Raw genomic sequence first — 15,472 nt, 5'->3', positions numbered from 1 at the left:
AATGGAGGTATGAAGAATTGAATATCAAAAAAAAGCTTAAAATATTGGTAGTTTCCGCAGAAGTTGTTCCATTTGCAAAATCAGGAGGCCTTGCGGATGTAGCAGGATCTTTACCATTGGCATTGGCTAGAAAAGGAAATGATGTAAGGATTGCAATGCCGCGTTATAAAGAAATTGAACAGACAATGCATTATATTACGGATTTTCCGGTTCAGATGGATTGGAGAAAAGAAACCTGTATTGTAAGAGGGGCAGAGATCAATGCAGGTAGTGAGAAAAATACAGCAGCAGTTCCGGTGTATTTTATAGACAGCTATCATTATTTTGATAGAGAAGGAATGTATTGCCATTTAGACGATGGGGAGAGATTTGCATTTATGTGTAAAGCGGTGCTGGAAATGCTTCCTAAAATTGATTTCCAGCCGGATATTATACATTGCAATGATTGGCATACGGGGCCTATCACATTTTTATTGAAGAACAAATACGGTGACAATGGTTTTTATAAAGGGATTAAGACAGTTTTTACTATTCATAACCTACAGTATCAAGGGAATTATCCCAAAGATATATTAAAAGTATTTGGGATTGATGATTCCTTTTTTACACCGCATCAGTTGGAGTTTTACGGACAGTTCAGTTTTATTAAAACAGGGATTCTATATGCAGATGTAATCAATGCCGTAAGTGACACTTATGCGAAAGAGATACAAACAAAGGAATACGGTGAGTTGTTGGAGGGTGTTTTGGAAATTCGGGAAGATGATTTGTATGGGATTGTCAATGGTATCGGGTATGAGCACTTTAATCCCAGAATAGATAAGTTGATTTATAAGAATTATGATTTAGAGAACATTGAGGTTAAAAAAGAAAATAAAGAAAATCTTCAGCAGGAGGTTGGTCTTCCTATAAAGGATGTTCCGGTGATAGGCTTGATTCATCGGCTGGTAGACCAGAAAGGATTGGATCTAATTGAGAATGTTTTCGACAAGTTAATGAAACATGACCTTCAATTCATTGTGTTAGGTTTAGGAGATCCTTACTATGAAACAATGTTTAAAAAAATGCAGGAAAAATATCCTGGTCAAGTGGCTACCCGTATAGAATTTAATGAAAAATTAGCCCATAAAATTTATGCCGGGTCTGATATTTTTCTAATGCCGTCACGTTTCGAGCCCTGTGGATTAGGGCAGTTAATCAGTCTTAAATATGGAACTATTCCAATCGTTAGGTCTGTTGGAGGACTGGCGGATACGATACATGAATTTGATGCTGATACAAAAACGGGCAACGGATTTGTTTTCCAAAAATATTCAGCCAATGAATTTTTAGAAGCAGTTGAAAGGTGTCTGTTAGTATATAATCAGAAAAAAGATGCATGGGATTATTTGGTTAAATCTGCAATATCTTCTGACTATTCGTGGGATAAACAGGCTGAGAAATATGTAGATTTATTTAATGTGGCTGTAGATAAGAAAAAGTAATGAAGAAAATATGGTATAATAAACAAGAAGGAGGAAACATTATGAACAAAAAAACAAATGATATTCTCAATATACTGTATAAAACTTATCCTGATGCACATTGTGAGCTGAATCACGATAATGCATTCCAACTTCTTGTTGCTACCATTTTAAGTGCGCAAGCTACCGATAAAAAAGTGAATCAGGTAACCCCAAAATTGTTTGAAAAATATAAAACACCGCAGGATTTTCTTGAACTGACACAAGAGCAGTTGGAGCAGGAAATTAAGGAGATCGGACTATATAGAAGCAAAGCAAAAAATATACTGCAAATGTGCAGAACTTTAATACTTGAATATAATGGAGAAGTGCCGGATAATCGTGAAGAATTAATGAAACTTGCGGGTGTAGGAAGAAAAACGGCAAATGTAGTGTTAAGCAATGCGTTTAATGTGTCTGCAATTGCCGTTGATACCCATGTGTTTAGGGTTTCAAACAGAATCGGGTTGGTTAGTGCGGATGATGTAATAAAAACTGAACAGGAACTTGAGAAAACTATCCCTAAAGAGCACTGGTCCAATGCTCACCATTTGTTGATCTTTCACGGACGCCGCGCTTGTTCTGCGCGAAACCCCAAATGTCATCTGTGTCCTTTAACAGAGCATTGCAACTATTATAACGAGGCGAAAAGATGTCCTCCACCTCTATAGGTGACGAGTACCCATTAAATGAAACAGGCGATGAGCATATCTCCCGCTTCGTTGAAACGGTGTGAAGTAATTGCTTACGCAATTACTTCCGTTGTTATAACAATAAAAGGTAGGCCACAGCCTACCTTTTTATATTCAGATATACTGATTATTTACCAGCCATGCCTTGTTCAACCTGCTGGATCATTTTTTTAACCATCTGTCCACCAACAGAACCAGCTTGTCTAGCAGTGATATCTCCGTTGTAACCTTGTTTTAAGTTAACGCCAACTTCACTAGCAGCTTCCATTTTGAATCTATCAAGAGCTGCTCTTGCTTCTGGTACTAATTTTTTATTAGTATTTGCCATGATTATCACCTCCTGTTATTATGGTTACCAACTAAAGTGGTATTATTAGTTGAATTTTATGGTATTTTATTTAGAAAAAATATAGGAGGATGTGATAAAGTGCTTGATCGTTCGGAAATCGGGCTTTTTCACTGTTCCTAAGCATTTAAAAAAAGCTGATGCATCATATCATCAGCTTTGACTATAAGTATAGGTCTAATTTATGTTTACAGCATACCTTGAGGTTTTTTGACTTCGAACAATCTCGGACTGTCTAAGTAATCCTGTACGATTCTGAGCGCTTCACCAAATCTCTGGAAATGTACAACTTCTCTTTCACGCAAGAATTTTAACGGCTCTATTACATCCGGATCATCAGCAAGATTAATAAGGTATTCATAAGTTGATCTGGCCTTCTGCTCAGCAGCCATATCTTCTGTGAGATCGGTAATAGGATCTCCTTTTGATTGAATATAAGCGGCTGTGAAAGGAACCCCTGCCGCACTCACAGGATAAACTGCTCTGTCATGGTCAGCATAGTAAGCTCCCAAACCTTCTCTTTCAATTTCTTCAATGCTCGCTCCTTTTACAAGCTGTCTAACCATACTGCCTACCATTTCCAGATGAGCTAACTCTTCAGTGCCGATATCATTAAGTATCGCTTTTGCCTGCGGAGTAACCATAGAAAACCGTTGGCTCAAATATCTTAGTGATGCGGCTAATTCGCCATCAGGACCGCCGTATTGTAATAGGATATAATCTAATTGTTAACAAAATAATCGATCAATAGTACTTCGTTAGGCTTATCAAAAGTGATCTGCTTGATAATGGAACGGATAACATTGTTTTTGTCGTCTTTTGAAGCTTCAGATGTAAGTATCTTATAAGCATTCTTTAAATTATTTTTTAATATATTATTCATATCTTTCTTATATTTTTTTGACTCTATTTCTTTGATGTGCTCTCTAAGTTCAACCTCTTCATCTTGAATCATATCCTTGTTTTTCTTATATTCTTCCATTGAATCAATACCGGCAAGAAAAGCTTGTTTGGCCCGCTCATGTTTAGAAGATATTTTTTCTAGCTGTTTCTTTAATATTTCTATTTCATTTGCATGGTCTGATATGGCAACAATATCAAATTCAAGCTGATTTGGGCTATTCATGTCATGTTCTATCTTTTTGAAAATAGCGTTTTCGATTTTATTTACACTGATATAATGAGATACGCTGCATTTGCCGCCGGTATAATTTCTGCACTGAAATCCATTGTTTAAATGGACAAGTATGGCGCCGCAAGTACCGCAACGGATCATGCCGGAAAGCCAGTGGGCATATTCCTGGGCCGGACGCGATTTGCGTCTATATTGTTTTTTATGCTGCATGATCTTTTTTGCGGCCGCTTCAAATGCAGCTTCGTCAACAATGGGCTGGTGACTGCTATTCGCAACAATCAAATTAGGATGGTTGTAATTTGTTCTAGTCTTCTCAACAGGATTCCATCGTACTTTTCCTGCATATACAGGATTTTGCAATATATATGCTATCGTTCTATTTTCAAATCTATTTCCTCTATGGGTTTTTATACCCATATCGTTCACTAACTTTGCAATGGTAAAAAAAGTTTCATTCTCGTAGATGAACTTATCAAAAATGAGCTTGACGATCTTAGATTCCTCCGGATGTACCACTAGTTTTCCGGATTTCATCCGATAACCGAATGGGGGAGAAGTTTGATAGCCGCCGCGTTTGGCTTTTTCAGTCATCCCTTTTTTTACTTCATCGGCAAGGTTGAGAGAGTAGTACTCTGCCATAGCTTCAAGCATAGATTCAAGAATGATGGAAAATTTATCGTCTTCCAGCTGTTCTGTGATAGAAATTACCTTAATTCCGCATTCCTTACGGAGTAGAGATTTATAAACAACTGAGTCCTCACGGTTACGGGCAAAACGGTCAAATTTATGGACTAAGATCACATGAAAAAGCTTAGGCTTTTTTTTGGCGAGTTTAATCATTTCTTGGAATGCCGGTCTTTTTTCTGCTCTGCGGCCTGAAATGCCCTCGTCAACAAAAATGTGTTCATCGGATATGATGATGCGGTTCTTTTTAGCATATTCTCTTATAGCGCTAATCTGCGCGTCTGGAGAGTATTCTGTCTGATCATCGGTACTCACCCTCACATACACGGCTCCGTGTTGAGTATTCATATTATCACCTTTATTTTACTTGTTTTTAGTTCTTACTATTTTCAAAGTCTATTAGTATATTATTCTTATTTGTCAAAGATATGAACTGCAAGCTATATTTAAACTTACAATATGTAATAGGACAAAATTCGGAGCGAATATGCTTTATCAAGGAGGGGTAGTCAATGACACTCAAAGTCATATCCAGAGTTTGGATAAATGATGAGTTAAAGAATATGGATGACCTAACCCCAGAGGAAAAGGCTGAAGTTGCTGCCAAGTTAAATAAACAAGCATTAGAAGCATTGGGATACAAAGTAAAGGAAAAAGATGTCGGTTAGGAAAAATGTAACTCAGGATAAGATAAGAGGAAATAATTACTTATTAAAGCTGTCTCTGGATTTAAGGTTCATGTACTAATCTTCAAAAAACATAATTAAACTTGATTTAAGCGGTTCAGGGACATCTTTTAATTTCAAATAATCAACTTTGAGGATAAGAGAAGTGCTTATATTGAGTTTAGCAGCAAGCTCTTTAGCAGTATACATTTTGTCTTTCCGAAGTTCTTTTACAGTTTTATTCTTCATGCCGAAATTAAAAAACATATGATCACCTCTAGTATATTATATGGTTAGAATAGTCATAATTCAAGCAATAAAACATGAATTATAGTTTATGAAGTTGTTGTATTATGACAAGAGGATATTTAACAAATAGCTTAAATTATTTTCACTACAGTTCCAATAGAAACTAAATTATATAGTTCAATCACATTATTATTATGCATTCTTATACAGCCATTTGATACTGCTTTACCGATAGAAGATGGATTGTTGGTCCCGTGAATGCCGTAACCGCGTTTGGATAATCCTAGCCAGCGTACACCAAAAGCACCTCCAGGATTATATGCCTTATTTATAACTGTAAATGTTCCTTTAGGTGTTGGTGTTGAAGCTTTTCCAATTGCTATAGGGTAGGTTTTATATACCTTCCCATTTCTATATAGTACAAGGGTTCTGACGGTAGTATTAACAGTGATGCTGTATGTTTGCATGAAATACGCGAATGGAGCGATAGAATGATAATACATATAATAACCTCCTGATTTTACATAATATATATTATTCGAGAGAATAAACATGTGGGAACGTTTTAAGATAATTATTTTTTAACTATAGTTAACTATATATGTCACACTAAGTACATTACATACTCGTTCAAGAACGTGACACGGGGACGGTTCTCCTGTCACCCAAAATCGTTGTGACATGAAAACCGTCCCCATGTCACATTCTTTCTTTTGTGCCTGACTGTAATATACATAGTGTTATCTATATATATTTGATTTGATATTTGATTAGGATCTATTTTATGGGGCATGATCGCAAAACATTACAGTTATGGCATGATGTTCAATTTGACCATTTTTCCGCCCATAGCAGCGATGATGTTTTATTGGATAACCAAAAAGAAGGCCAGCTTACTTGTTTCTTTTTTTGAACAATGAAGCACTGATCGCTACTGCAGCAGCGATAGAACCTGCAATAAAGATTGTCTCTACACCTACCTGCATGGCGGAGGAGTACTGCTTCTGAACAAGATACAGCATAGTGTAGTACAACCCGGTTCCCGGAACCAGAGGGATGATGCCGGAGGTTAAAAAGATAGTAGCCGGCATTTTAAAATGGCGCGCTAAATATTCGCTTATGATACCCACTACAAGGGCACCGGTAAAACTGCCAAGCACTTCTGCCTGGTATGTATAATTTAAATATGAATAGATCAACCATCCTATGGAACCGTTCATACCGGTGATAAAAACCGATTTTTTAGGCGCATTAAAAATATAAGCAAAAAAAATCGTCGCAAAGTAGGAATATACGGCCTCAAGCATCATAACAAATACCCTCCTAAGAATACAATCCATATTTTCAAGATAATCCCTACGCCCGAAGCGATAGAAACAGCGATTAATAAAGCTTCTACCCCTCGTGTAGTGCCTGAAACGAGATCACCGTATATCGTATCCCTGATCGCGCTCGTAATGGCTAGACCCGGCAGTAAAGGCATGATAGAGCCTATAATAATTTTATCTATACTGCCGATGTGAAAAACATCTGCAAATAATACTGCGATGATTGCGGAGATTGAGCCGGCTATAAGATTAGTGATAAAATATGATAATCCTCTTTTTAGAGAAAAAATGGTAAAAGCTTGTATTAAGCCGCCGCAAAAAGTAGCAATCAATCCGTCCCAGATACTGCCGCTCAGTAAAAGGGCGAAGAACCCCGATGAGCATCCGGCGGACAATATATTAAAAACCATCTTTGGTGTATAATCATTTTTAACATTTTCTAAAAGATCTAGTGCCTCTTCAAAAGTAATCATATTTGTTACAAATTGCCGTGAAATATTGTTCACCTGATATACTCTTGAAAGGTTTGTGGTTCTGGATTTTACTCTTCTGATGGTTGTATAGTGTTCATCATCTTTTGCATGTATGGACACAAAAATGCCGGTGGGTGTCGCAAAGGTATTCACACTTTTTATATCGGCTGTCCTGCATATACGTTCCATCGTATCTTCAACTCTGTATGTTTCGGCACCATTTTCAAGCATGATTTGTCCGGCAAGGATGACTAACTTTAGAATATCTTTATTATCGATTGTTTTTGTCATAATTAACACCTATTTATTAGCAAAAATGCTTTTATTCGATTTTATTGTCATAAATGTATTGTAAAAAAAAAACTTTATAAGTATAATATGAATAAAAAATAACGCAAATTAACTTTGTTATTGATTTTACAGTTCATTATTTAGATTATATCCATTTTTCGATGAACTGTGAACCACTAAATATGAAAAACTGATGAAAGGGTGTTCGAATGTTTAGTACACAAGAAGTAAAAAAAATTGATCAGGAAGTAGCAGAAGCCATTGAATTGGAAATTGCGAGACAAAGAAATAAAATCGAGTTGATTGCTTCCGAAAATTTTGTTAGTCCGGCAGTGATGGAAGCAATGGGAACTCCGTTAACAAATAAATATGCTGAAGGATATCCCGGCAGAAGATATTATGGCGGATGCGAATGTGTAGATATTGTGGAAAATTTGGCGATAGAAAGAGCGAAGCAGATTTTTGGAGCTGACCATGCCAATGTGCAGCCACATTCAGGTGCGCAAGCGAATACGGCAGTTTATTTTGCGGTATTAAAGCCCGGCGACACTATACTTGGGATGAATCTCGCCCATGGGGGGCATTTAACCCATGGAAGTCCTGTGAATATTTCAGGATCATATTTCAACATCGTTCCTTACGGTGTTAGAGAAGATAATCAGATGATTGACTATGATGAAGTAAGAAGATTGGCCAAAGAAAATAAACCTAAAATTATTGTTGCCGGTGCGAGTGCATATCCGAGAACCATTGATTTTGCAGCTTTTAAAGAAATTGCAGATGAAGTGGGTGCATATTTTATGGTAGATATGGCGCATATTGCCGGCTTAGTGGCTGCAGGTCTGCACCCGAATCCTGTTCCATACGCCGATTTTGTAACGACTACTACGCACAAGACATTAAGAGGTCCTAGAGGCGGTATGATTCTTTGTAAGGAAGAATTTGCGAAAGCCATCGATAAAGCGATATTCCCAGGTATTCAGGGCGGCCCGCTGATGCATGTCATTGCGGCAAAGGCTGTAAGCTTTAAGGAAGCATTAAGCGACGGGTTTAAAGACTATCAAAAACAAATTGTCAAAAATGCAGCTGCTTTGGCTAAAGCGCTCATGGCAGAGGGATTAAACTTGGTTTCGGGTGGAACAGACAATCATCTGATCCTCATAGATTTAAGAAATATGGATGTTACAGGTAAAGTGTTAGAAAAGATGTTGGATGAAGTAGGTATTACCGTTAATAAAAATGCAATACCTTTTGATCCTCAAAGTCCGTTTATTACCAGTGGTATCAGAGTAGGTACACCTGCTGTTACAACAAGAGGAATGAAGGAAGAAGATATGGCGGAAATAGCGAAGCTGATTAAGATGACGATTTCTGAATTCGATACAAAGAAGGAAGAAATTGAAGCCGGCGTAAAAGCTTTGTGTGAAAAGTATCCGCTTTATTAATTAGTGGGGAGTGGAAAGTGAGGAGTGAGGAGTTTTTTTCTTTTCTCCTCACTATCTACTCCCTGCTCCTCACTAAAGACGTTTTCCAAGAAGGATAGTGATATTTATGACTCAGCCATTGGCAGATAGAATCAGACCAAACAAAATAGAAGATGTGGTTGGTCAACAGCATTTGTTGGGGAAGGGTAAAATTCTTAACAGAGTATTATCTTCAGGACATATTACAAACATGATATTTTACGGGCCTCCAGGAACAGGTAAAACAACGGTTGCCAATATCATCGCTAGCATTACCAATCGGACGCTGCATAAACTCAATGCTACCAATGCTTCAGTAAAGGATATCAAAGAAATAATAAGTGAGTTGGATACATTCATGGGCTCCAATGGTGTACTGCTTTACTTGGATGAGATTCAGAATTTTAATAAAAAACAGCAGCAATCTTTATTGGAATTTATGGAGAATGGGAAGATTACGCTAATTGCAAGTACGACTGAAAACCCTTACTTTTATATCTACAATGCTATATTAAGCCGTGCGACTGTGTTCGAATTTAAACTGCTTACAAAAGAAAACATTATGGCTGCTTTAGAAAGGGCAATACAAATTGCTGAACAAGACTTGAACCATCAACATATTGTTTGCGGCCAAGGTGTCATTAACTATATTGCTGAGACGAGCGGCGGAGATTTGAGGAAAGCGATTAATACCATCGAGCTTGCTATTTATTCCGGTGATGTGGATGCACAGGGGAATGTCCATATCAGTTTGGAGACGGTAAAAGAATGTTCTCAAAAAAAGATCATCAATTATGATAAAGATGGAGACAGTCATTATGATATTTTAAGTGCTTTTCAAAAGTCCATCCGAGGAAGTGATCCGGATGCTTCACTTCATTACCTGGCAAGGCTGGTTCAATCAGGAGATTTAATCTCTATTTGCAGGAGGCTGCTGGTGATTGCATCGGAAGATATAGGGCTTGCTTACCCTAATGCCATTACCATTGTCAAAAGTTGTGTAGATGCAGCCATGCAGTTAGGGTTTCCCGAGGCAAGGATCCCGCTTGCTCAAGCAGTGATATTATTGGCAACCGCTCCAAAGTCCAATGCTGCCATTGTCGCTATCGATTTAGCAATCAGTGATATTAACAACAGAGACATCGGAGATATTCCGCTTCATTTAAAAGATGCGCATTACAGCGGTGCGGTCAAGATGGGTAGAGGTCTGGAATATAAGTATCCCCATAGCTTTAAAAACAACTATGTTGAGCAGCAATATCTTCCGGATAATCTTCGGGATGCGGTATATTATACCCCGGGTAAAAATAAGATGGAGGATCAAATATCGCAGTACCAGCATATGATTAAAAAGAAATAGGCATTAAGCCTTTTTTTTTTGCATAAATTTAATATGACGCAATCATATATATAATATTAAATTACCCAAAAAGGGGGCAACTCAATGAAAAGAAAAAAAAGTAATCAATCAAAAAATGAGATAAAAGAAAAGAAAAATATAAAAGAAAAAGTTAGTGATATATTGGAACTTCCTCAGGAAATTATGATGGATATTCCAAAGTTAGTTTTTATAGGCAATAAAACATTAACCATTGAAAATTATAAAGGAATTATTGAATACAGTGAGAACATGATTAGGATCAATACCAAGGCACATATGCTAAAAATTACAGGCAAAAGCCTTGAAATTAAAAACATTACCGCTGAAGAAGTGATGATTACAGGAGATATATTGACCTTTGAATTTATAGCTTAGGGGGTGGAAAAATGTTGCTGGTCAATTTATTTAGCTATTTTAAAGGATATGTTACTATCTTGGTTGAAGGATATTTTATTGAAAAATTTATTAATATATGTACAAGAAGACAAATATATCTTTGGGATATTAAAAAAATCAATAGCTGTGCAGTGAAAATGAAAGTAAGCATCAAAGGGTTTAAGGCACTTAAGCCGGTTGCACATAAAACGAAATGCAGAGTGAAAATTTTATATAAAAAAGGAACCCCTTTTATAATGCATAGGTATCGAAAAAGAAAAACCTTTATGTTAGGGGTTTTATTATTTTGTGCGTTACTATGGTATTTGACGTCGTTTATATGGATTATCGACATTTCCGGAAATAATGATATTAAAAGAGAAGAAATTCTGACATTGCTGGAACAAAGCGGACTTAAAGTCGGCTCTTTAAAGATGGGATTGGATACCGATCATATTGAGAATGAGATGATGATCAGATTAAACCAGCTATCATGGATTGGTATAGATATAAAAGGCACCAAAGCGGTTATTGATATTAAATTAAGAAGAATGCCGCCCAAAATTGTTGAAAAACATATTCCATGCAATATTATTGCAACCAAGGATGGGGTAATAAGAAGCATGATTGTAAAAAGCGGACAGCCAATGGTAAAAATAGGGGATACGGTCTCAAAAGGGCAGTTGCTGGTTAGCGGTATTATGGACAGTAAAGTGCAGGGCATAAGGTATAGTCATTCTGTAGCTTCGGTAAAAGCAAGAACATGGTACGAAAGGTCTAAAGAAGTTCCTTTAAAGAGGAGTAAAAGAATAAAAACAGGCAACAAAATGGAAAAAAACGTATTGAAAATACTGGATAAACAAATAAATTTGTATTTAAACAGTAGTATTCCTTATGCAAACTATGATAAAATGACCTATAGCAGGGAACTAACTCTTGGAAAAGAATATGTGCTGCCGGTTACACTTGAGACAAATGTTTATGAAGAAGTCCTTATAGAAGAGGAGAATATCAGCTTGGATGATGCTGTTTCACAAGCGGTAAATTCGATGAACGAAGAAATTAGAAATGAACTTGATGAAGGAACGGAGTTAGTAGACCGGCAGTCAGACCACATATTTATAGATGAAAATAACATTGTTGTTAAACTGACCGTAGAAGCCGTTGAAGAGATAGCCATTCAAGAGGAAATCATAAAAAGCGATCAAGAAATAGTTACTGATGAACAAGAATCAATAAAAAACTAGGAGGAATATTTTTGGGTAACATAATCGAAAAAACTCTTGAAGTAGATAGAATGGAACAAGTCATTAATGTATTCGGGAGCTTTGATGAAAATGTAAAAATCATTGAAGATAAATTTGATGTAAAAATATTAAACCGTGGTACCGAATTAAAGATTATTGGTGAAGAGCAAAAGACCGTTCATGCAGAAAAAGTACTCAGCAGTTTGTTAAATCTTTCAGCCAGGGGAGAAGTGATAAATGAACAAAATGTTAGATATATTATTTCGTTGGTTGACGAAGGACAAGAGGATAAGATCAATACGCTTGGAGAAGATTGTATTTGTCTCACGGCTCGCGGCAAACCCATTAAATCTAAGACACTGGGGCAAAAAAAATATATTGATGCAATCAAGAAAAATGTTGTTGTTTTCGGTGTGGGACCTGCCGGTACAGGAAAAACTTATCTTGCAGTGGCGATGGCTGTTACCGCTTTCAGAAATAAAGAGGTAAATAGAATTATCCTTACCAGACCAGCTGTCGAAGCCGGGGAAAAACTGGGGTTCTTGCCCGGTGATTTGCAGAATAAAGTCGATCCGTATCTTAGACCGCTTTATGATGCATTGTATGATATGCTGGGAATGGAAACCTATCAAAAGTATCTTGAAAGAGGTATGATTGAAATCGCTCCACTAGCGTATATGAGAGGTCGTACCCTGGATGATTCCTACATTATTTTAGATGAAGCACAGAATACAACACCGGAACAGATGAAAATGTTTCTTACAAGAATAGGTTTTGGTTCAAAGGCCATTATCACGGGAGATATCACGCAAGTCGATCTACCTAAAGGAAAAAAGTCCGGATTGAAAGAAGCAATAAAAGTGTTAAAAAATATAGAAGGATTGGATTTTACTTATTTAACAGACCGTGATGTAGTAAGACATCCGCTGGTTCAGAAAATTATTAGAGCATATGAAAGATTTGATGAGGGAACAGAAAACCACGAATGATAAAAGAATAGGGGGTCAATGCTGTGAAGTTAAAGAAGCTAAACCCAAAGACAAACTTTAAAATATTTGATTCAAAGCTACTGCACAAGATATTCATATTATTTGCTTGCTTTTGCATCACATTATTTATTGTGATCAGTGGAGCAGCACCGGAAAAATATGATTTGAAAGTTGATGAACCAAGTCCGGTGGATATTCTTGCACCGAGAGACATGGTGGACAAGCTTACTACTGAACGATTAAGGGATGAAGCGGAGGGTAAAATCACACCATTTTATGAACTGGATGATGACATTACTAAGCACTCTCAAGGAAAGATATATGATTTTTTGTCGGATATACATCTTGTAAGGGGAATGGACGGGCTCACTTTTAATGCAAGAGTAAAAAAGATAGAGGAAATAACCGAGTTTAAACTAAGTGAAGAAAATCTCTCTGCATTAATACAAATGAGCGACAGCGAAATTGCACAAATGCAAATTATATTGCAAAATATTCATAGTCAAGTAATGGACCAGGGAGTAACAACGCAGTCTGTGAATGATGCCATTGCTTCTGCAAAAGAGCTGTTGCAGAAAATGGAAGTTAATCAGCAGCTTAGGGATTTGTCATATAATATTATAGCAAATGTTATTGAACCTAATAAATTTATTAATAAACATAAAACCGATGAAGCAATAGAAATAGCACGTAACAGTGTAGAGGAAAAACAATATAAAAAAGGGGAAAAGATTGTCGGAAAAGGAGAAAGGGTTAAGCTTGAACATATAGAGATGCTTGATGAACTTGGACTTATAAAACATCAAAAAAAGATGATAGACTATAAATATATCATCGGAATTGTCGTCATTGTCAGTATTTCGTTTATGGTAATCATAGGATATTTGTATTATTTTAATCCCAAATTGCTGGATGATCGCAGCAGTTTGATCCTTCTTGCATTAATATTTATTCTAATATTAGTGGTTCCTTTTAGTTTTAAGCAAATTCCAAGCTATCTTATTCCGATTTCAGCCGCTGCAATGCTCATCGCGATATTGCTTGATACCAAATTAGCCATACTTGTGAATTTCATTTTAAGTATTCTGATAGGGCTCTTAATAAAAGGTGATACTAATTATATATATATATCTTTACTGACCGGTACTTGTGCTGCTTTTACCGTTACAAGAACCTATCAGCGGAACAAACTTGTATTAGCAGGCATCATCGTAAGCGCAGTAAATGCGCTGCTTATTATAAGTTTTGGGTTGTTGGGTACAAATGAATTGAGAATCACTCTTACCGATGGACTGAACGGAGTTTTAAATGGGTTGTTATCTATTATCATTGCAATAGGTACTTTGCCATTTTGGGAAGCTACTTTTAATATTATTACACCTTTGAAGCTATTGGAACTATCTAACCCTAATCAGCCATTGATAAAAAAGCTGCTGCTGGAAGCACCGGGAACCTATCATCACAGTCTTATGGTAGGAAATCTCGCCGAGTCTGCTGCCGAAGCAATAGGCGGAAACGCGCTTTTAGCGAGAGTGGGTGCCTATTATCATGATATTGGGAAATTGAAAAGACCGTTCTTTTTCAAGGAAAACCAATTTAATGATAATCCCCATGATAGAATGACACCCAATTTAAGTACTTTGGTGATTACCTCTCATACTAAAGACGGCTTGGAAATGGCGAAAGAACATAAAGTCCCGTTGGTCATAAGAGATATCATCAAGCAGCATCATGGTACGACAATGGTAGCATACTTCTATCATAAAGCTAAAAAAGAAGATGCCAACCAAACAGTAAAGCCGGAAGACTTCAGATATGAAGGGCCCAAGCCGCAAACAAAGGAAGCGGCGGTTGTTATGCTTGCAGATAGCATAGAAGCTGCTGTGCGGTCAATGTCGGAGAGGACAGAAGGAAAGATAGAAGGAATGGTTAGAAAAATAATAAAGGACAAATTAGATGACGGACAACTGGATATGTGCGATCTAACTTTAAAAGATCTTGATACGATCGCAAAAGCTTTCTTAAGGGTATTAAGCGGTTTCTTCCATGAAAGGATCGAATATCCCGAAGCAAAAGTAAAGAATGATAAGATGGTCATCGTAGAGTCGGAAAATACTTCTCAGGAGTTGGTAAACTTTGAGCAAAGCAGAGATAATCATTGAAAATAATCAGCAAAATATTGAGTTGGACAGCGAGCTGGAAGCATTAATTTGTGGGGCTGTAAAGGCTGTTCTTAAATTTGAAGTTTTTGATAAGGACGTAGAAGTTAGTGTAACACTTGTAGATAATGAACAGATCAAAGAAATCAATAAAGAATTCAGACAAAAAGATACGGTGACAGATGTACTTTCGTTTCCGATGTTGAATTTTGACGAAAATCACAATGTAATCGCTGAATATAATATCGGTGATTATAATCATGATGATGAGCTGCTGCTGTTGGGAGACATCGTTATATCACTTGAAACGGCTGTGGCACAGGCCGAAGAATACGGACATTCTTTTGCCCGTGAAGTGGGCTTTTTAACGGTGCACTCCATGTTTCATTTGCTTGGATACGACCATGAAGAAGAGAACGAAGCACAGGTTATGCGCACCAAGGAAGAGCAGGTACTAAATGACTTGGGGTTGATGAGATAATGGTTGCGGGGG

The 15,472-nt window shown here is 36.9% G+C and carries 16 protein-coding genes and 1 pseudogene; 10 read left to right on the top strand and 7 right to left on the bottom strand.

The features are described from left to right. The first annotated feature begins 17 nt into the window (after positions 1-17). Both glgA and nth read left to right on the top strand, forming a co-directional pair. The gene (glgA, locus tag QKW49_RS02190) at positions 18-1,484 is read left to right on the top strand and encodes a glycogen synthase GlgA (protein ID WP_282865956.1); all 1,467 of its coding nucleotides are present in this window, start codon (positions 18-20) and stop codon (positions 1,482-1,484) included. 41 nt (positions 1,485-1,525) lie between these two features. Next, positions 1,526-2,173: an endonuclease III gene (gene nth, locus QKW49_RS02185; RefSeq protein WP_282865955.1), complete on the top strand. Its 648-nt coding sequence runs from the start codon at positions 1,526-1,528 to the stop codon at positions 2,171-2,173. A 148-nt stretch (positions 2,174-2,321) separates the two neighbouring features. On the opposite strand, the gene QKW49_RS02180 is transcribed toward nth, so the two are convergent. From QKW49_RS02180 to QKW49_RS02170, 3 genes and pseudogenes are all read right to left on the bottom strand, one after another. After that, positions 2,322-2,522 (bottom strand): alpha/beta-type small acid-soluble spore protein, encoded by a 201-nt coding sequence (locus tag QKW49_RS02180; protein WP_282865954.1) that lies wholly within the window; start codon positions 2,520-2,522, stop codon positions 2,322-2,324. 206 nt (positions 2,523-2,728) lie between these two features. After that, a pseudogene (locus tag QKW49_RS02175) lies at positions 2,729-3,259 on the bottom strand (manganese catalase family protein); the annotation flags it as partial. A 2-nt stretch (positions 3,260-3,261) separates the two neighbouring features. After that, positions 3,262-4,707, bottom strand: a complete 1,446-nt coding sequence (locus QKW49_RS02170; protein ID WP_282865953.1) for a recombinase family protein — start codon at positions 4,705-4,707, stop codon at positions 3,262-3,264. Positions 4,708-4,871: 164 nt separating this feature from the next. On the opposite strand from QKW49_RS02170, the gene QKW49_RS02165 reads away from it, so the two are divergent. Then, entirely contained in the window at positions 4,872-5,027 is a 156-nt protein-coding gene (locus tag QKW49_RS02165; RefSeq protein ID WP_282865952.1) for a hypothetical protein, read from the top strand. A gap of 75 nt (positions 5,028-5,102) precedes the next feature. Here QKW49_RS02165 and QKW49_RS02160 read toward each other — a convergent pair whose 3' ends face one another. From QKW49_RS02160 to QKW49_RS02145, 4 genes are all read right to left on the bottom strand, one after another. Beyond that, positions 5,103-5,291 (bottom strand): transcriptional regulator, encoded by a 189-nt coding sequence (locus tag QKW49_RS02160; protein WP_282865951.1) that lies wholly within the window; start codon positions 5,289-5,291, stop codon positions 5,103-5,105. Between the two features lie 113 nt (positions 5,292-5,404). Then, on the bottom strand, positions 5,405-5,776 hold the full coding sequence (locus tag QKW49_RS02155; protein WP_282865950.1) for a L,D-transpeptidase: 372 nt from the start codon (positions 5,774-5,776) through the stop codon (positions 5,405-5,407). A gap of 390 nt (positions 5,777-6,166) precedes the next feature. Further along, on the bottom strand, positions 6,167-6,583 hold the full coding sequence (locus QKW49_RS02150; RefSeq protein ID WP_282865949.1) for a threonine/serine exporter family protein: 417 nt from the start codon (positions 6,581-6,583) through the stop codon (positions 6,167-6,169). Next, complete coding sequence (locus QKW49_RS02145; protein WP_282865948.1) at positions 6,580-7,365, bottom strand: threonine/serine exporter family protein; 786 nt, start codon at positions 7,363-7,365, stop codon at positions 6,580-6,582. The genes QKW49_RS02150 and QKW49_RS02145 overlap by 4 nt, the downstream gene beginning before the upstream one ends. A 209-nt stretch (positions 7,366-7,574) precedes the next feature. On the opposite strand from QKW49_RS02145, the gene glyA reads away from it, so the two are divergent. The 7 genes from glyA to ybeY all read left to right on the top strand — a co-directional run bounded on the left by glyA (position 7,575) and on the right by ybeY (position 15,460). Continuing rightward, on the top strand, positions 7,575-8,810 hold the full coding sequence (gene glyA / locus QKW49_RS02140; protein WP_282865947.1) for a serine hydroxymethyltransferase: 1,236 nt from the start codon (positions 7,575-7,577) through the stop codon (positions 8,808-8,810). Between the two features lie 106 nt (positions 8,811-8,916). Next, a complete protein-coding gene (locus QKW49_RS02135) occupies positions 8,917-10,188 on the top strand; it encodes a replication-associated recombination protein A (protein ID WP_282865946.1) in 1,272 nt (423 codons plus the stop codon). An 84-nt stretch (positions 10,189-10,272) separates the two neighbouring features. Then, complete coding sequence (gene yqfC / locus QKW49_RS02130) at positions 10,273-10,584, top strand: sporulation protein YqfC (RefSeq protein ID WP_282865945.1); 312 nt, start codon at positions 10,273-10,275, stop codon at positions 10,582-10,584. An 11-nt stretch (positions 10,585-10,595) separates the two neighbouring features. Continuing rightward, positions 10,596-11,831, top strand: a complete 1,236-nt coding sequence (gene yqfD / locus QKW49_RS02125; protein WP_282865944.1) for a sporulation protein YqfD — start codon at positions 10,596-10,598, stop codon at positions 11,829-11,831. An 11-nt stretch (positions 11,832-11,842) separates the two neighbouring features. Further along, positions 11,843-12,820 (top strand): PhoH family protein, encoded by a 978-nt coding sequence (locus tag QKW49_RS02120; protein WP_282865943.1) that lies wholly within the window; start codon positions 11,843-11,845, stop codon positions 12,818-12,820. A 23-nt stretch (positions 12,821-12,843) separates the two neighbouring features. Further along, the gene (locus QKW49_RS02115) at positions 12,844-14,982 is read left to right on the top strand and encodes an HDIG domain-containing metalloprotein (RefSeq protein WP_282865942.1); all 2,139 of its coding nucleotides are present in this window, start codon (positions 12,844-12,846) and stop codon (positions 14,980-14,982) included. Beyond that, positions 14,957-15,460 (top strand): rRNA maturation RNase YbeY, encoded by a 504-nt coding sequence (gene ybeY / locus QKW49_RS02110; RefSeq protein WP_282865941.1) that lies wholly within the window; start codon positions 14,957-14,959, stop codon positions 15,458-15,460. The genes QKW49_RS02115 and ybeY overlap by 26 nt, the downstream gene beginning before the upstream one ends. The last annotated feature ends 12 nt before the right edge of the window (positions 15,461-15,472 follow it).

The organism is Petroclostridium sp. X23 (genome assembly GCF_030013905.1).
Lineage (GTDB): Bacteria > Bacillota > Clostridia > SK-Y3 > SK-Y3 > X23.
This window is presented reverse-complemented; position numbering and strand designations above follow the sequence as displayed.